Annotated in this window: 13 protein-coding genes and 1 pseudogene; 2 read left to right on the plus strand and 12 right to left on the minus strand. The window is 71.1% G+C overall.

Features of this window, described 5'->3' with window-relative positions:
- Positions 1-72: 72 nt before the first annotated feature.
- The 5 genes and pseudogenes from fabF to ABT008_RS23440 all read right to left on the minus strand — a co-directional run bounded on the left by fabF (position 73) and on the right by ABT008_RS23440 (position 4,949).
- Positions 73-1,299 carry a beta-ketoacyl-ACP synthase II gene (gene fabF, locus ABT008_RS23420; RefSeq protein ID WP_350698424.1) on the minus strand — a complete coding sequence of 409 codons (1,227 nt, stop codon included), beginning with the start codon at positions 1,297-1,299 and terminating at the stop codon, positions 73-75.
- 2 nt (positions 1,300-1,301) lie between these two features.
- Positions 1,302-1,541: an acyl carrier protein gene (locus ABT008_RS23425; RefSeq protein ID WP_053653162.1), complete on the minus strand. Its 240-nt coding sequence runs from the start codon at positions 1,539-1,541 to the stop codon at positions 1,302-1,304.
- Between the two features lie 83 nt (positions 1,542-1,624).
- On the minus strand, positions 1,625-2,569 hold the full coding sequence (locus ABT008_RS23430) for a beta-ketoacyl-ACP synthase III (protein ID WP_350698426.1): 945 nt from the start codon (positions 2,567-2,569) through the stop codon (positions 1,625-1,627).
- 73 nt (positions 2,570-2,642) lie between these two features.
- A pseudogene (locus ABT008_RS23435) lies at positions 2,643-3,560 on the minus strand (ACP S-malonyltransferase); the annotation flags it as partial.
- Positions 3,561-3,638: 78 nt separating this feature from the next.
- Positions 3,639-4,949, minus strand: coding sequence for a PucR family transcriptional regulator (locus ABT008_RS23440; RefSeq protein ID WP_350698428.1), 1,311 nt, complete (start codon positions 4,947-4,949; stop codon positions 3,639-3,641).
- 101 nt (positions 4,950-5,050) lie between these two features.
- On the opposite strand from ABT008_RS23440, the gene ABT008_RS23445 reads away from it, so the two are divergent.
- Positions 5,051-5,407: a hypothetical protein gene (locus tag ABT008_RS23445; RefSeq protein WP_350698430.1), complete on the plus strand. Its 357-nt coding sequence runs from the start codon at positions 5,051-5,053 to the stop codon at positions 5,405-5,407.
- Positions 5,408-5,544: 137 nt separating this feature from the next.
- On the opposite strand, the gene ABT008_RS23450 is transcribed toward ABT008_RS23445, so the two are convergent.
- The 4 genes from ABT008_RS23450 to ABT008_RS23465 form a co-directional block, all read right to left on the minus strand.
- Positions 5,545-6,189 (minus strand): hypothetical protein, encoded by a 645-nt coding sequence (locus ABT008_RS23450; protein ID WP_350698432.1) that lies wholly within the window; start codon positions 6,187-6,189, stop codon positions 5,545-5,547.
- Between the two features lie 409 nt (positions 6,190-6,598).
- Complete coding sequence (gene gltX / locus ABT008_RS23455; protein ID WP_350698434.1) at positions 6,599-8,008, minus strand: glutamate--tRNA ligase; 1,410 nt, start codon at positions 8,006-8,008, stop codon at positions 6,599-6,601.
- Between the two features lie 83 nt (positions 8,009-8,091).
- On the minus strand, positions 8,092-9,363 hold the full coding sequence (locus ABT008_RS23460; protein WP_350698436.1) for an MFS transporter: 1,272 nt from the start codon (positions 9,361-9,363) through the stop codon (positions 8,092-8,094).
- The gene (locus tag ABT008_RS23465) at positions 9,360-10,709 is read right to left on the minus strand and encodes a GH1 family beta-glucosidase (RefSeq protein WP_350698438.1); all 1,350 of its coding nucleotides are present in this window, start codon (positions 10,707-10,709) and stop codon (positions 9,360-9,362) included. The genes ABT008_RS23460 and ABT008_RS23465 overlap by 4 nt, the downstream gene beginning before the upstream one ends.
- Before the next feature lie 187 nt (positions 10,710-10,896).
- Here ABT008_RS23465 and ABT008_RS23470 point away from each other — a divergent pair, with 187 nt between their 5' ends.
- Positions 10,897-11,343, plus strand: a complete 447-nt coding sequence (locus ABT008_RS23470; protein ID WP_350698440.1) for an SRPBCC family protein — start codon at positions 10,897-10,899, stop codon at positions 11,341-11,343.
- 100 nt (positions 11,344-11,443) lie between these two features.
- Here ABT008_RS23470 and ABT008_RS23475 read toward each other — a convergent pair whose 3' ends face one another.
- From ABT008_RS23475 to aceE, 3 genes are all read right to left on the minus strand, one after another.
- Positions 11,444-12,385 (minus strand): DUF8832 domain-containing protein, encoded by a 942-nt coding sequence (locus ABT008_RS23475; RefSeq protein WP_350698442.1) that lies wholly within the window; start codon positions 12,383-12,385, stop codon positions 11,444-11,446.
- Entirely contained in the window at positions 12,382-13,671 is a 1,290-nt protein-coding gene (locus ABT008_RS23480; protein WP_350698444.1) for a choice-of-anchor B family protein, read from the minus strand. Before ABT008_RS23480 ends, ABT008_RS23475 begins: the two co-directional genes overlap by 4 nt.
- Before the next feature lie 362 nt (positions 13,672-14,033).
- A complete protein-coding gene (aceE, locus tag ABT008_RS23485) occupies positions 14,034-16,778 on the minus strand; it encodes a pyruvate dehydrogenase (acetyl-transferring), homodimeric type (RefSeq protein ID WP_350698445.1) in 2,745 nt (914 codons plus the stop codon).
- Positions 16,779-16,796: the final 18 nt, after the last annotated feature.

A 16,796-nucleotide genomic window follows, 5' to 3' on the forward strand; every position in this document is an offset into this window, starting at 1 on the left:
TCGGCCCCGCCGACGCGTGGTGCGTCGGCGGGGCCGATGCGGTGCTGCCGCAGCCTGCGCCGCCGGGGCGGCTCAGGCCCGGGTGAAGACGAGCGCCACGTTGTGCCCGCCGAAGCCGAACGAGTTGTTCAGCGCGGCGGGGATGTCCATGTGGCGGGCCTTGCCGGCGGCCACATCGAGGTCGAGGCCGTCGTCCGGGTCGTCCAGGTTGATCGTCGGCGGGACCACGCTGTCGCGGATCGCCAGGATCGTGGCGATCGACTCCAGCGCGCCGGCCGCGCCGAGCAGGTGCCCGGACATCGACTTGGTGGCGGTCAGCACCGGGTGGTCGCCCAGTGCCGCGTGCAGTGCCTTGATCTCGGCGATGTCGCCCACCGGAGTGGACGTGGCGTGCGCGTTGACGTGGCTGATGTCGGCCCGGTCCACGTCCGCGTCGGCGATCGCCTTCGCGATGGCCCGGATCGCGCCGGCGCCCTCCGGGTGCGGCTGGACGATGTCGTAGCCGTCGGAGGTGATACCGGCACCGGCCAGCCGCGCGTACACCCGGGCGCCCCGGGCGGCGGCGTGCTCGGCACGCTCCAGCACCACGATGCCGGCGCCCTCGCCGAGGACGAAGCCGTCCCGGCCCTTGTCCCACGGCCGGGAGGCCCGCTCGGGCTCGTCGTTGCGGGTCGACATGGCCCGCATCGAGGCGAAACCGGCGATCGGCAGCGCGTGGATCACCGCTTCGGTGCCACCGGCCACCACCACGTCGGCGCGACCGGCCCGGATCATGTCCAGACCCAGCGCGATCGCCTCCGCGCCGGTCGCGCAGGCACTGGCCACCGAGTGCACACCGGCCTGGGCGCCGAGTTCCAGACCCACCCACGCGGCGGGACCGTTGGGCATCAGCATGGGCACGGTGTGCGGGGAGACCCGCCGGGGGCCGGACGCCTCCAGGATGTCGTCCTGGTTGAGCAGGGTGACCGCGCCACCGATGCCGGAGCCGATGCTGACCCCGATCCGTTCCGGGTCCGCTCCGGCGTCGACCAGGCCGGCGTCGGCCCAGGCCTGGTGGGCGGCGATCAACGCGATCGCCTCGGAGCGGTCCAGCCGGCGCAGCTTGACCCGGTCCAGCACGGTGGAGGGATCGACCGCCAGTTGGGCGGCGATCCGGACCGGCAACTGACCGGCCCACTCCTGGGTGAGCGCACTCACCCCGGAGCGGCCGGCGAGCATGGCGTCCCAGGTCGACGCGACGTCCCCGCCCAGCGGGGTGGTCGCGCCGATCCCGGTGACGACGACGTCAGGACGACTCATGATCAGGACTGCGCCTCGATGTAGCTCACGGCGTCCCCGACCGTCTTGAGGTTCTGGACCTCGTTGTCCGGGATCTTGACGCCGAACTTCTCCTCGGCCGCCACCACGACCTCCACCATGGAGAGCGAGTCGACGTCCAGGTCGTCGGTGAAGGACTTCCCCTCGGCCACGTCGTCCGGGTTCACCCCGGCAACCTCTTCGAGGATCTCGGCGAGGCCGGTGGTGATCTCGTCACGGGTCATTGCGGTGGGTTCCTCTCATCGGGATTTCTCGACGGGCGGCGACGCCGTCCGTCACACCTCTGCGCCTGCGCGCCGAGGGGGTATCAGGGGCAGCGGACGACCTGACCGGCGTAGGTCAGGCCACCGCCGAAACCGAACAGCAGCACCGGCGCGCCGGAGGGCACCTCGCGGCGCTCCACCAGCTTCGACAGGGCCAGCGGGATGCTCGCCGCCGAGGTGTTGCCGGACTCGATCAGGTCCTTCGCGATGATCGCCTGCGGGATGTTCAGCCGCTTCGCGATGCCGTCGATGATCCGCGTGTTGGCCTGGTGCGGAACGAATGCGGCCAGCTCCGACGGGTCGACCCCGGCCCGCTCGCACGCCTGCAGGGCCAGCGGCGCCAGGGCGGTGGTGGCCCAGCGGAACACCGTCTGACCCTCCTGCGCGACGTACGGGCGCCAGCCCTCGATGCGTACCGCGTCGCCGCGTTCCGGCACCGAGCCCCAGACCACCGGGCCGATACCGGCCGGCTCGCCCTCGGGTGCGGCGGTGACCACCGCGGCGCCCGCCCCGTCCCCGAAGATGATGCAGGTGGAGCGGTCGTTCCAGTCGATGAAGTCGGACAGCTTCTCCGCGCCGATCACGATGGCGTTGCGGCTGGCACCGGCGCGGACCGCGTGGTCCACGGTGCCCAGCGCGTACGCGAACCCGGAGCAGGCCGTGTTCAGGTCGAACGCCCCCGGGGCGTCGATCCCCAGCTTGGCCGCGACCCGGCAGGCCACGTTCGGGCTGCGGTCGATCGAGGTGCAGGTCGCCACCACGACCAGGTCGATGTCGGAGGCGGTCAGCCCCGAGTTGGCCAGCGCCTTGTCCGCCGCGGCGGCGGCCATGTCGGCGACCGTCTCGTCACCGGCGATCCGCCGGCTGGCGATGCCGACCCGGTCCCGGATCCACGCGTCGTTGGTCTCCACCAACTGGGCGATCTCGTCGTTGGTCACCACCCGGGACGGCTGGTAGTGCCCCAGGGACAGGATGCGACTGCCGCTCATGACGAGCCCTTCCTACGGTCGATCTCGGCACGGGAGTCGGACGGACTGAGGCGGCCAGCGCTCACGCCTGCCCTCCGGCGACGCGGGCGATCAGGTCGCGGGCGGCGGGCAGCTTGTCCGGGGTGTTCAGGGTCACGATCTCCGGCAGACCGGGGCCCTTGAGCTCGCGCTTGACCAGGCCGGAGAGCGTACCGGCGGGCGGCAGCTCGATCACGCCGGTCACCCCGAGGTCGGCGAGGGTGGCCATGCACAGGTCCCAGCGGACCGGGGCGGTGACCTGCCGGACCAGCCGCTGGAGCATCTCCGCGCCCTGCCCGACGGCGGTGCCGTCGAGGTTGGAGAGCAGGATCCGCGTCGGGTCGGCGGTGGTGACGTCGGCCGCCACCGTGGCCAGCGCCGCCTCTGCGGGAGCCATGTACGGGGTGTGGAAGGCGCCCGCGACCTGGAGCTTGATGACCCGCGTCTGGGTCGGCGGCTCGGCGGCCAGCTTCTCCAGGCCGTCGACCGCACCGGCGGCGACGACCTGCCCGGTGCCGTTGCGGTTCGCGGCGTGCAGCCCGTGCCCCTCGATCGCGGCGAGCACCTCGTCCGGGTCGCCGCCGAGGACCGCGGCCATGCCGGTCGGTTCCAGCGCGCAGGCGGCGGCCATCTCCCGGCCGCGTACCCCGGCGAGGGAGATCGCGGCGTCCGCCGGCAGCGCGCCGGCCAGCGCCGCCGCACCGAGTTCGCCGACGCTGTGCCCGGCGGTCAGCGCCACGTCCTGCATCGGCAGGTGTTCGGCGGCGAGCAGGGCCGCGGCCACCAGCAGCGGCTGGGTGCGGGCGGTGTCCCGGATCTCGTCGGCGTCGGCCTCGGTGCCCAGGTGCACCAGGTCGACGCCGGCCAGCGCGGACCAGTGACGCAGCCGCGCCTCGGCGCCGGGCAGGTCGAGCCAGGGAGTCAGGAAGCCGGGTTTCTGAGAACCCTGGCCGGGGCAGAGTACGGCGAGCACGTCTATGACTCTCCCGGATACCCACCGGTTGCGCTGTGCCGACCGGTACCAAACCGCACTAGGACCTTTGGAGAGATCCTACAAAGATTGGTGCTGATCATCGCCGACCTGTGATCTTTTACCGGTCGGTGGGGCCAATGTCGGGGTCGGCACCACCGGATCCAACCGACCCACGGTCAGCGCCACCCGCAACGCGAAGGCGTCCCGGGGCGACAACGGGCTGAATCCGGTGACATCCGAGATCCGCCGCAGCCGGTAACGCACCGTGTTCGGGTGCACGAACAGCGCCCGGGCCGCGCTCTCCAGCGTGCCGCCTGCGGCGAAGAAGGCGTCCAGCGTCTCCAGCAGCTCACCGCCGGCCCGCACCAGCACCGCGTACACGTCGTGCCGCAGCCGCCGCCGGGCCTCCGCGTCGCCGGCCAGGGACCGTTCGGGCAGCAGGTCACCGGCGTAGACCGGCCGGGGCGCGGCCGGCCACGCCGGGGCCGCACGGTAACCGGCCAACGCCGCCCGGGCCGACTCGGTTGCCTCGTCCAGGCTCGGCACCGAGGGGCCGACGACCACCGGGCCGTCACCGAAGGCGGAGAGCAGCTCGGCGGTGGCCGCCACCGGGTCCGCCGCCCCACCCAGCACGATCACCAGACGGTCACCGTGCACGCCGCCGATCACCTCGACCCCGACCCGCCGGGCCTGCCGGTAGACGGTGTGCAGCACGGCGGCGACCTCGCCGCCGGGGGAGGGGCCGACCGCCACCGCGACCGGCGGCGCGTCCGTCCAGCCGAGCGCGGCGGCCCGGCTGGCCAGCACGTCCGGGGAGTCACCCCGCAGCAGCGCGTCGACCAGCAGGGCCTGGAGCCGGGCGTCCCACGAACCGCGCGACTCGGCCGCCCGGGCGTACACCCGGGCCGCGGCGAAGGCGATCTCCCGGGAGTAGCGCAGCACCGCCTCGCGCAACTGCGCCGCCTCGCCCGGGGCGGCCAGGTCGTCGACCTGCTCCTCGACCACGTCGATGGTCACCTTGATCAGGGCGACGGTCTGCTGGAGGGTGATCGACCGGGCCAGCGCCTGCGGCGCGGTGGCGAACACCTCGTCGGAGACCTCCTGGGTGCCCTTGTTGCGGCCGCCGTCGGAGCGCAGCCACTGCACCAGGGAGCGCGCGCCGGCCTGCGCCACCAGCATCACCCAGGACCGCTGGTCGGCGGGCAGTTCGCGGAACCAGGGCAGCGTGTCGTCCATCCGGGCCACGCTGTCGGTGGCCAGCGCACCTGCGGCCCGCTCGATCCGGCGCAGCGTGGCCGACAGGTCCGTCCCGCCCGACTCGCTCACCCGCCTAGCCTGACATGTCCTGAGCTGGACCTCGCCGGCAGGCGTCGGCGGGACCGACAGCACCCACCCGGTACGCGCTGCACGGGCCGTCGGAGCCGGCCAGTACGGTAACGAGGCACGTCGGGTGGGCACCGGCGGGTGAGGGCGAGCGTGAGGAGACACCGATGGCGCACGGGGAGGCTGACCACGGCTGCGCCCAGGGAGAGCCCTGCCGACCGGGACCGCACGAGCAGCCAGCCGTCGCCAAGCACCACCGTCGGCTCATCGGCCTGGCCCACCCGGGCGAACCCACGCCGGTACGGGCGGCCGAGCGTCCCGAGGAGGACGTCGCTCCGGTACGCCCGCGCCCCGTCGACCCCGTGGTGCCCCGTCAGCGTACGGGCGAGACCGCCGTGCCGGAGCCGGTCACCGGTGGCTGTCGCAGCGACCTGCCCGGCTGGGCCGGCGCCCACCGGCACGGCCCGGTCCGGCCGGCACTGCGGGCGGTACGCCGGGAACGGCCCCCGCGCCGCTGGTGCTGAGGCTCAGCCGGAACGGCGCTGTTTAGCCGGCCCGGCGCTGCTGGTTGCTGAGGCTCAGCCCGGCGGCGCTGGTGCTCGGTGCGTCCGGCGGCGCGCTCGTGCTCAGGCTCAGGCTGGCGGTGCTGGTGCGCGGAGGTTCAGCGGGTCCGGCGGCGGACCAGCAGCGCGATCCCGGCCAGCCCGAGGGTGATCACCAGCATCACCGCGACGTTCAGCAGGAGCAGGCGGCGCAGATCGCTGAAGGCCTCGTTGATGTCCTGAGCGGGGTTGAGCGCGTCCTCCGGAATGATCCGTTCGCCTCCACCGACCCCGCCGCTGACCGCCTCGTACGTCCGCTCCAGCGGCACCCCGACGGTGCGCAGCGTCTCCGACATGGTCATCCGCCCGAGGAACCAGGCCGCCGTGGTCTTGCGGGCGTCCGGCTGCTTGGCCGGCCGATAGACGCGCGGTCCGCCGACCGCCTTCGGATAGAGGTCGTAGGTCTGCTTCGGAGTGTCACCGGCCAGCACCACCACGGTGTACTTCGGACCGAGGTCGGCCTTCTTGGGCGCGCTGGCCCGCGCCAGGGATCGACTCACCTGGTCGATGACGGCGGTCACCTGCTCCGGGCTGCTGTCGTGGCGCAGGCGCAACGGCTCGGCCAACCCGTCTCCGGTGATGTCGACGCCGGCCGGCGGCGCCTTCGGCGCGGCCTTGGCCGGCTCGACGAAGGCCAGCGACAACAACACCGCAGCGACTCCACCGACCGCTATCGTGGCCAGTCGCCTCATCCGTCGGACCATGCCGCCTCCTCGCCCCGTCGATGGTCGGCTGTGCTGCAGGGGTCACGCGTTGGAGGGCCGACGGCGGTGACCGTGCCCACAGGACGGGTACCCACCACAAAGACTCCGTGGAACGACGATCGGTTGCAGCTGGTGAAACACTAATTGGAACTATCTGCGATCGCGAATCGACCGATGATCAGCCGTGGACACGCGGGGCGGATCTTACCGGTGCGGAGGCCGTGATGGGGGGCAGGGTAGCGCGTACGACGCGGTCCTGGACAGTGGTGTTCGGCGTGGCGCTCGGTGTGTCGTTGCTGCTGCCGGTGACCCCGGCCGCCGCGCCTCCCGCCGTTGACCCGGATGTAAGGAGGGGTCCCCTGCTATACACCAGGCGTTAGCAGGGGACCCCTCCTTACACACCAGAGCCTTAGAACAGGCGGGCGCGGGCGGCGCGTAGCCGGGTCAGGGTGCGCTCGGCGCCGAGCAGCTCCAGCGACTCGAACAGCGGCAACCCGACCGTCCGGCCGGTGACGGCGACGCGTACCGGCGCCTGGGCCTTGCCGAGCTTGAGACCGCGCGCCGCGCCGACCTCCTCCAGGGTGGTCTTCAGCGTCGCCGCGTCCCACGAGGTCACCGCCGCGTAGGCGGCGATGGCGTCGTCCAGCAGCTCGGCCGAGCCCTCCTTCATCGCCTTGGCCCAGGCCGCCTCGTCGATCAGCGGCGAGGCGAGGAAGAGGAAGTCGACGTTCGCAACGATCTCGCTGAGGACCGCGATGCGGGTCTGGGCCAGCGGCGCCACCGCGGCGAAGGTCGCCGGGTCGAACTCGTCGGGCTGCCACGGCGGCGGGGGGATGCTGCCGGTACCGGTCAGCCACGGCCCGCAGACCTCGACGAACTCCTCGACCGACAACGCCCGGATGTACTCGCCGTTGAACGCCCGCAGCTTCTTCTCGTCGAAGAAGGCCGGTGACGGGTTGACCTCGTCCAGCCGGAACTCGTCCTCGATCACCGACCAGGGCACGATCTCCCGGTCGCCGGAGGGCGCCCAGCCGAGCAGCATCAGATAGTTGCGCATCGCGGCGGCGAGGTAGCCCTCGTCCCGGTACGCCTCCAGCGCGACCTTGTCCCGTCGCTTGGACAGCTTCTGCCGCTTCTCGTTGACGACCACGGGAACGTGCGCCCAGATCGGCGGCTTCACCCCGAGGGCGTCCCAGAGCAACTGCTGCTTCGGGGTGTTGGGCAGGTGCTCCTCGGCCCGGATGACGTGGGTGATGCCCATCGTCATGTCGTCGACGACGTTGGCCAGCAGGAAGACGGGCGAACCGTCGCCCCGGGCGATCACGAAGTCCTCGATGAGCTTGTTCTCGAAGGTCGGCTCGCCCCGGATCAGGTCCACGACCACCGTGGTGCCCTCGTCGGGCGTACGGAAGCGCAGCGCGCGGCCCTCGCCGGGCGGCAGGCCCCGGTCGCGGCAGTAGCCGTCGTAGCCGGTGTACTGGTTACCGGTCCGGGCCTGCACCGCCTCGCGGGTGCAGTCGCAGTAGTACGCGCGGCCCGAGTCGTACAGTCGGCGGGCGGCGGCGCGGTGCTCGTCGGCGTTCGAGGACTGGAACCAGGGGCCCTCGTAGCTGCCCCGCTCGATGCCGATCCAGTCCAGCGCCGACAGGATGCCCTCGGTCCACTCCGGCTTGTTGCGCGCGGCGTCGGTGTCCTCGATGCGCAGCACGAACACCCCGCCCTGCTGCTTGGCGTAGATCCAGTTCTGCAGCGCCGAGCGGGCACCGCCGACGTGGAACATACCGGTCGGGGAGGGGGCGAATCGCACACGTACCGTCACGGCCCCCAGCGTACAGATGTTAGGAGGGGTCCCCTGCTATCGCCTGGTGTTGTACAGGGGTCCCCTCCTTACATCACAGCCTGTCAGGGGACGGAGCGGATCTTCAGCACCAGGACGCTGCCGAGGACGGTCACCACGGCGGTGGTGGCGTAGAGGGCCGGGTAGCCGCCCAGGTACACCACGATCGGGGCGGAGATGGCCGGTCCGAGCACCTGTGGCGCGGAGTTGGCGATGTTGATCACGCCGAGGTCCTTGGCCCGGTCGGTGGCCCTCGGCAGCACCTGGCTGATCAGGGCGGCGTCCACCGACAGGTACACCCCGTAACCGGCACCGAGCAGCAGCGCGGCGACGATCGCCATCGGCCAGGTGGGGGCGACGGCCAGCAGCAGGGCCGCGACCGCGATCACCATCCCGGCGACGATCACGAAGATCTTGCGTTTGCCCGAGCGGTCCGACAGCCGCCCGGCGACCACCGTGGTGGCCATCAGCCCGGCGGTGTAGAGCAGGATCAGCACCAGCAGGCCACCCTCGGGGTCGGCCACCCGGACCTCGTCGGTGAGGAAGTACAGCAGGTAGAGGGTGCCGAAGGCGTTGCCGAGCTGGACCAGGAACCGGGTGATCCAGGCCCAGCCGAAGTCGGGGTACCGGCGCGGCGACACCCACATGCCGGCCAGCAGGCCACGCAGCGCCGGTCGGTGCGTACGCGGCAGCGGGTCGTCCGTGGTGCGCAGGGCGAACGGCAGCGCGAACAGCAGCACCGCGGCGGCGATCGCCAGGTACCCGGCGGCGTTGCCGGTGACCACGGCGGTGACCAGCACGACGCCGAGCACCAGCCCGAGCGCCTGCGGGATGCCGACCCAGCCGGAGACGCCGCCGCGTTGGGCGACCGGAACCCTGTCCGGTACGGCGGCGGTCAGGCTGGCCAGCATCGCGTTGAAGCAGGTCTGTGCCGCGATCCAGCCGACGACCACGCCGAGCACGGTCTGCGCCTGGGCGAGCAGCGCCAGCGACAGCGCGCCGAGCACCGCGCCGCCGAGGGTCCAGACGTGCCGACGACCGAACTCCCGACCGCCGATCCGCAGGCAGGTCCGGTCCGACAGCGCCCCGACCAGCGGGTTGACGATCACCGCGGCCAACGCGCCGAGGCCGGTGACCACCGCCAGCATGGTCTCCTTGTTGGTCGGCGCGATCTGCCCGAGCTGCTGCGGCAGCAGCACCTGGATCGGGGTGAAGAACGCCATCCAGACGCCGAGGTTCGCGGCGAAGAGCAGCGCGATCCAGCCGCGCCGCACCGGGACCGTCGGCTCCGCCAGCGCCGCCGGCAGCGAGGCCGGCGTCGGGTCGATGGTGGTCACCGGGGAGGTTCCCGCCGGGCCGCCGCGATGACCTCGCGCAGCCAGGAGTACGACGACTTGGGCGTACGTGCTCCGGTGGCGAAGTCGACGTGCACCAGCCCGAAGCGTTTGGTGAAGCCCTCGGCCCACTCCCAGTTGTCCAGCAGGGACCAGACGAAGTAACCGGTCACGTCGACCCCGTCGGCCATCGCCGCGTGCACCGCGCGCAGGTGACCGTCCAGATAGTCGATCCGCTCCGGGTCCGGCACCCGGCCGTCGGCGTCCGGGGTGTCGTCGTACGCGCAGCCGCTCTCGGTGATCTGGATCGGTGGCAGGTCCGACCCGTACTGCCGGTGAAGCCAGCCGAGCAGGTCCCGGAGCCCGTCCGGCGCCACCGGCCAGTCGAAGGCGGTACGCGGGTACCCGGTGAGCGGCACCAGCTCGAACGGCAGCGGAGAGCCCTCCTCGGGGGCGCGTACGCCGGTCGGGTTGTAGTAGTTGACGCCCAGCACGTCCAGCGGGGCGGCGATGACGTCGAGGTCGCCGTCGCGTACCACGCTGGTGTCGAAGCCCAGCTCGGTCGGGTAGCCGCGGCCGAGCAGCGGATCGGTGAAGAGCCGGTTGTGCAGCGCGTCGTAGGCGTACCCGGCGGCGGCGTCGGCCGGGTCGTCGCCGAGCATCCGTACCGGCGAATAGTTGTTGGCGATGGCGACCGGGCTGCTGCTGCGGGCGCGCAGCGCGGCGACCGCGAGACCGTGGCCGAGTAGTTGGTGGTGGGCGACCGGGAAGGCGTCGAAGAGCAGCGCCTTGCCGGGGGCGTGCTCGCCGGTGCCGTGGCCGAGGCTCATGTGGATGAACGGCTCGTTGAGGGTGATCCAGAGCTTGACCCGGTCGCCGAGGCGGGCGGCCAGCACGTCGGCGTACTCGGCGAAGCGGTGCGCGGTGTCGCGGTGCAGCCAGCCGCCGGCGTCCTGAAGCGGCTGCGGCAGGTCCCAGTGGAACAGCGTGGCGACCGGGTCGATGCCGTGGTCGAGCAGCTCGTCCACCAGCCGCTCATAGAAGTCCAGCCCGGCGGCGTTGACCGGACCGGTGCCGGTGGGCAGCACGCGGGGCCAGGCCACCGAGAAGCGGTACGCGGTCACCCCGAGCCCGGCCATCAGCGCGACGTCCTCGGCGTAGCGGTGGTAGTGGTCGCAGGCCACGTCGCCGGTGCTGCCGTCGAGGATGCGCCCGGGGGAGTGGGCGAAGGTGTCCCAGATGGAGGGTCCGCGACCGTCCGCGTCGGCGGCGCCCTCGATCTGGTAGGCGGAGGTGGAGACGCCCCAGCGGAATCCGGTGGGGAAGTCGGGCAACGGAGCGGTCTGCATGCGCCCTCCCGGCGAAACGCGAAACGTGTTCGGAACTCTAGGGGTCGTGGGAGCGCTGCGCCATAGGGTGCCGAGGCGTCGATGGCAATACCTTTCGGCGTGTCTTCGTCAAACCCGTCCACATACGTCCGTTTTTGCGCATACAGTTCCGAATATTGTGGGATGTCCTCACTGGAGGAAGACGGAAATGATCCTCGTGGAACGCAGCGCGCACGTGTCGGCACCGGTGAACGCGGTCTGGGACGTGGTTCAGCGCGCTGAACAGTTGCCGGCCTGGCTGGCCGGCGTCCGTGCGGCCGAGGTCCTCTCAGGAGAGGGCTTCGGCAGACGGCAACTGGTCCAGGCCGGGCGCGGTGCCGCACATGAGGCCGAAGTGATCGCCTACCAGGAGCCGACCCTGATCGGCTGGCGGGAACGCGCCAAAGGTGCCGGTGCCCGAGCGGAGGCGCGCACCGAGATATACGTCCAGCTCACCTCGGACGAGGACGAGGGTGGGACGGTCGTGCGGCTCATCGTCGTACGCTGGCCGGCCGGCCCGGTCAAGGCCGCTCTGCTCCGGCTCGGCCTGCGGAGGGTCGGCGCCGATCTGGAGGACTCGCTGGCTCGGCTGACCGACCTGGCCGCCGTCGGCTGACCGACCACCTCCTGGCGTCACCCACGATGCGGTGGCGGCCCCGGTGTCCCGACCAGGTGCACCCGGGCCGCCACCGTTTTCGACACCTCGTCCGACCGCCTCACACGACCACGGTGAAAGCCGCGACGCGTACCTCGTCGAGGTGTCGGAACTCGAAGAACAATCGGTAGGTGCCCGTCGACGGCACGGTGATGCCGAACGCCACCACCGAACTGGCCTGGCTGGCCGCCGCCGGATGGACGTGCAGGTACGCCACGTCACCCTGACGCAACGCGACCAGATGCCCGTACGCGCCCAGGTGCGGTTGCAGGTCGTTCACCGGCTGCCCGAGGCGACCGAGCCAGACCAGCACCTGGTGGGACTCCCCGGCACGAAGGCCACCGTCCAGGGTGACCGTGTAGTCGTCGACCAGGACCGTCTCCTCGGGCGGATCGAGCGGCCGGACCGCGTACCGGCCGGGAACCGGCACGTCGGTCCCGAGGGTGACCCCCGCCTGGGCGCCGAGCGGCCAGAAGTCGGCGATCACCCGCAACGGGCCGGGTGCCGACGGTGTGACCCGCACCCGCCAGGTGCCGTCGGGCGACATCTCCGGGTGCAGGTGTTGATATCCGGAGAGGTCACGCCCGACGAGGATCAGGTGCATCCGTCGCTCGTGGTTCTCCTGGAACGTGGTCAGCGCCGCTCCGCTCTGGTCGGTGATCTGGAAGGCCAGTTCGTTCGGCTCGCCGACGGTCAGGGCCGACGTGTGCAGCGCCAGCGTCCAGCCGTCCCGCGAGACCTCCAGCCCACCCGGACCGTGGCCCGCGTGCCCGCCCGCCATGGCGGCGGTCGGCCGGGCCGGACCGCCGGTCGGACCGCCCGCCCGACCGGCGAAGAAGCCGACCGTCAGGGTCAGCGCGAGCACCAGCGCGATCGCCGCGTAGCGCGTCGGCGAACCTGACGTCGGTTCCGGAACGGGGGGACCGGTCGCGTACTCCGGATCGGGCGGCACGTCGACGGGGCCGACGGCCTTCGCCGCCGGCCCCTGACTGGTCGTCGTCACGGCAGCCGCGGCTGCAACACGAACAGCCCCTGTTCGATGCCGCTGACCACGACGACACCGCTCGGGAAGTACGGGTAGGTGCTCCAGGCCCCGTTCATCGAGGAGCTGTTGCTGGACGGGTAGACGTCGAAGTACCCGGCCTCGGTGGCTCGGCCGGCGGCCACGTCGGTGAGGTCCAGGATGCGCAACCCGGCCCGGTAGTTGGCCTGGTAGCTGTACCTCCCCTTGACGTACTGGTTGTGGTCGGTGGCGGCGACACCGGAGGGCGCGCTGTAGGTGCCGATGTGTCGCGGTGCGTCCAGGTCCGCCAGGTCCCAGATGTAGGTCTGGGTGTTCACCCCGCGACGGGACTCGTCCAGCTCGTCGTCGAGCAGGAAGTACCGCTGGTCCTCGGTGAACCAGCCCTGGTGGGTGTACGCCCGGCCGGTGTACCCGATGCGGGCCAACTGCCGCGGAGCGGACTTGCTGGTCACGTCCACCACGGTGACGGTGTCCTCGTTCGAGCTGACACAGATCTCCCGGCCGGTGTGGGCGGTGTCGGGACCCCGGTACACCACGCACTGGGTGTCGTGGGTGTATCCGTCGTTGCTGACGCAGCCGGCGTACGTCGGGGACTTCGGGGTCCGGATGTCGACCATGTGCAGGCCGCCGCTGCACGTGTTGGTGCCGACCGCGTACGCGAAGCCGGTCTGCTCGTTGATGGCAATGTTGTGCGAGTTGCCGAACTGGTTGTACTGCGCGTTGGTCGTCCAGGTCTGCGGCGTGGTGACGCCCCGCAACCGGGTCAGGTCGAAGACCTGCATACCGTGCCCGGACACGTCCGCCACCACGTACGCGTGGTCGCGGTAGACCTTGATGTCCCGCCAGACCGCCGTGCGGTTCTGGTACGCGGGCAGGTTGCCGAGATAGACCGGCGCGGTCGGGTTCGAGATGTCCACGAACGAGGTGCCGTTGCGGCGACCGACGATCGCGTACTCCTTGCGGGTCTGGGGGTCGGTCCAGCCCCAGATGTCGTTCGCCTGGCTGCCGCCGATGCTCGTCAGCGGCAGGAACGACAGCAGGTCGACGTTGCGGCACGGGTAACCCGCCGCCTGGCCGTTCGTGCAGGCCGTCGCGGCGGCGGCGACCAACTGCTGGGTCGGTTCACGCTGTGCCATGAACTCCTGGGCCGAGGCCCGCCCGGCGGGGGTGGCGGGATCGTGTGCCACCGAGGGCGAGCCCGGTCCGAGCGTCGACACCACCAGTGCGCCGACGGCCAGGGCCAGGCCGATCCGGACGATTCGCATCTGTGCTCCCTCTCGTCGCGCGGGGGCGGACGGCGTCCGAGCCGGCGGAGGACGGCGCGACAGGGGGAGTCCACCGGGCCGGCGTGGTGCCCGTGCGGAAGCCGGATGCCTATCGACGATTGTGGATTGGTGATGTTACGGGGGGAAGTCGCCTCCCGAGCTCGCCTGTGTCATACCGGCACGCCGTCCAGGGGCGGGCGTCGCCGCCGTTCTCGGCGCTCGTGGTGCGGGTACGTGTGTTAGGAAGGGGCCCTTGCTATACACGAGGCGTTAGCAGGGGACCCTTCCTTTCACGCACCCCCCGCGCAGCGCGAAAGAGGGCCCGACGCTATGCGCCGGGCCCTCTTTCAGTGCGTGCGGTACTAGCTGTCGCCGCCGGTCTCGCCGACCGGGGCGGCGTTCACGTCGTCGATGGCGTACTTCTTGGCCGCTTCGGCCGGTACGTGCGCGGGTACGACGCCACGCAGCGCGAGCTGCCGCAGCGTGGCGACCGCGATCGACTCGGCGTCGACGCGGAAGTGCCGGCGCAGCGCGTGCCGGGTGTCCGACAGGCCGAAGCCGTCGGTGCCCAGCGAGGTCCAGTCGCCCGGCACCCAGCGGGAGATCAGGTCCGGCACCGCACGCATCCAGTCGCTGACCGCGACCTTCGGCCCGTCGGCGTCGGCCAGCTTCTGCTGGATGTACGGCACCCGCTGCTCCGCGCCCGGGTGCAGGAGGTTGTACGCCTCGCACTCGACCGCGTCCCGCCGCAGCTCGGTCCAGGAGGTCACCGACCAGACGTCGGCGGCCACCCCCCAGTCCTGGGCGAGCAACTGCTGCGCCTTGAGCGCCCACTGCATGCCGGTGCCGGAGGCGAGCACGTTCGCCCGGGGGGCGTCACCCTCCACCGTCGGGGCCGCCGCGTAGCGGTAGATGCCCTTGACGATGCCCTCGGCGTCCACGCCCTCCGGCTCGGCCGGCTGGTGGATCGGCTCGTTGTAGATGGTGAGGTAGTAGAAGATGTTCTCCTGCTCCTCGCCGTACATCCGGTGCAGGCCGTTCTCCACGATGTGCGCGATCTCGAACGCGAACGCCGGGTCGTACGCGACGACGGCCGGGTTCGTGGCCGCGAGCAGCAGCGAGTGGCCGTCCTCGTGCTGGAGGCCCTCACCGTTGAGCGTGGTGCGACCGGCGGTGGCGCCGAGTACGAAACCACGGGCCATCTGGTCGGCCGCCGCCCAGAAACCGTCGCCGGTGCGCTGGAACCCGAACATCGAGTAGAAGATGTACATCGGGATCATCGGCTCGTCGTGCGTGGCATACGACGAGCCGGCGGCGGTGAACGAGGCGACCGAACCGGCCTCGTTGATGCCCTCGTGCAGGATCTGACCGGTGGTCGACTCCTTGTACGACAGGAACAGCTCCCGGTCGACCGAGGTGTACCGCTGGCCGTGCGGCGAGTAGATCTTGGCGGTCGGGAAGATCGAGTCCAGGCCGAAGGTGCGCGCCTCGTCCGGGATGATCGGCACCCAGCGCTTGCCGAACTGCTTGTCCTTCATCAGGTCCTTGAGCAGCCGGACGAAGGCCATCGTGGTGGCCACCTTCTGCTTGCCCGAACCCCGCTTGACGTCGGCGAAGCGCTCGCTGCCGGGAATGGCCAGGGTCTTGGCCTTGGTCCGCCGGCTCGGCAGGTAGCCGCCGAGCTGCTTGCGCCGCTCGTGCAGGTACTGCATCTCGTCGGACTTCTCGTCCGGCCGGTAGTACGGCGGCAGGTACGGGTTGTCCTCCAGCGCCGAGTCCGGGATGTCCAGGTAGAGCCGGTCGCGGAACATCTTGAGGTCGTCCAGCGTCAGCTTCTTCATCTGGTGCGTGGCGTTGCGGCCCTCGAAGTGCTGACCGAGCGTCCAGCCCTTGATCGTCTTGGCCAGGATCACCGTCGGCTGCCCGGTGTGCTCCGTCGCCGCCTTGTAGGCCGCGTAGAGCTTGCGGTAGTCGTGCCCGCCCCGCTTGAGGTTCCAGATCTCGTCGTCGCTCAGGCCGTCGACCATCTTGCGGGTCCGCGCGTCCCGACCGAAGAAATGCTCCCGGACGTACGCGCCGGACTCCGCCTTGTAGGTCTGGTAGTCGCCGTCCGGCGTGGTGTTCATCAGGTTGACCAGCGCGCCGTCGGTGTCGGCGGCGAGCAGCGGGTCCCACTCCCGGCCCCAGACCACCTTGATGACGTTCCAGCCAGCGCCCCGGAAGAACGCCTCCAGCTCCTGCATCACCTTGCCGTTGCCGCGGACCGGACCGTCCAGGCGCTGGAGGTTGCAGTTGATCACGAAGGTGAGGTTGTCCAGCTCCTCCCGGGCGGCCACGCCGATCGCGCCCAGGGTCTCCGGCTCGTCCATCTCGCCGTCGCCGAGGAAGGCCCAGACGTGCTGGTCGGAGGTGTCCTTGATGCCCCGGTGCTGGAGGTAGCGGTTGAACCGGGCCTGGTAGATCGCGTTCAGGCCGCCGAGCCCCATCGAGACGGTGGGGAACTCCCAGAAGTCCGGCATCAGCCGGGGGTGCGGGTACGACGGCAGACCGCCACCGGGGTGCGACAGCTCCTGCCGGAAGCCGTCGAGCTGGTTCTCGCTCAGTCGGCCCTCGAGGAACGCCCGGGCGTACATACCGGGGGAGGCGTGCCCCTGGTAGAAGAGCTGATCGCCGCCACCCGGGTGGTTCTTGCCCCGGAAGAAGTGGTTGAAGCCCACCTCGTACAGCGAGGCCGAGCTGGCGAAGGTGGAGATGTGCCCGCCGACGCCGATCTCGGGACGCTGCGCACGGTGCACCAGCATCGCCGCGTTCCACCGCACGTACGCCCGGATCCGGCGCTCGATGTGCTCGTCACCCGGGAACCAGGGTTCGCGCTCCGGCGGGATCGTGTTGAGGTAGTCGGTGGTGGTCAGCGACGGTACGCCGACCTGGCGCTCACGGGCGCGCTCCAACAGGCGCAGCATCACGTAACGCGCCCGCTTGGTGCCACGATCATCGATGACACCGTCGAGCGACTCGACCCATTCGCTGGTCTCTTCAGGGTCGATGTCCGGAAGCTGGCTCGGCAGTCCGGCCGTGATCACCGGGCGCTTGCGTTCCGTAGCCACAGGCGTTCCCTCGGTTGT

Origin of the sequence: Micromonospora sp. NPDC002389 (assembly GCF_040296095.1) — a bacterium.
Taxonomy (GTDB): domain Bacteria; phylum Actinomycetota; class Actinomycetes; order Mycobacteriales; family Micromonosporaceae; genus Micromonospora.

Coding starts and splice junctions, on each gene's coding strand:
- ABT008_RS23425 (WP_053653162.1), bottom strand. CDS start 1,541: ATGACCCGTGACGAGATCACCACCGGCCTCGCCGAGATCCTCGAAGAG.
- ABT008_RS23465 (WP_350698438.1), bottom strand. CDS start 10,709: ATGCAGACCGCTCCGTTGCCCGACTTCCCCACCGGATTCCGCTGGGGC.
- ABT008_RS23445 (WP_350698430.1), top strand. CDS start 5,051: ATGGCGCACGGGGAGGCTGACCACGGCTGCGCCCAGGGAGAGCCCTGC.
- ABT008_RS23430 (WP_350698426.1), bottom strand. CDS start 2,569: ATGAGCGGCAGTCGCATCCTGTCCCTGGGGCACTACCAGCCGTCCCGG.
- ABT008_RS23470 (WP_350698440.1), top strand. CDS start 10,897: ATGATCCTCGTGGAACGCAGCGCGCACGTGTCGGCACCGGTGAACGCG.
- ABT008_RS23450 (WP_350698432.1), bottom strand. CDS start 6,189: ATGGTCCGACGGATGAGGCGACTGGCCACGATAGCGGTCGGTGGAGTC.
- ABT008_RS23480 (WP_350698444.1), bottom strand. CDS start 13,671: ATGCGAATCGTCCGGATCGGCCTGGCCCTGGCCGTCGGCGCACTGGTG.
- fabF (WP_350698424.1), bottom strand. CDS start 1,299: ATGAGTCGTCCTGACGTCGTCGTCACCGGGATCGGCGCGACCACCCCG.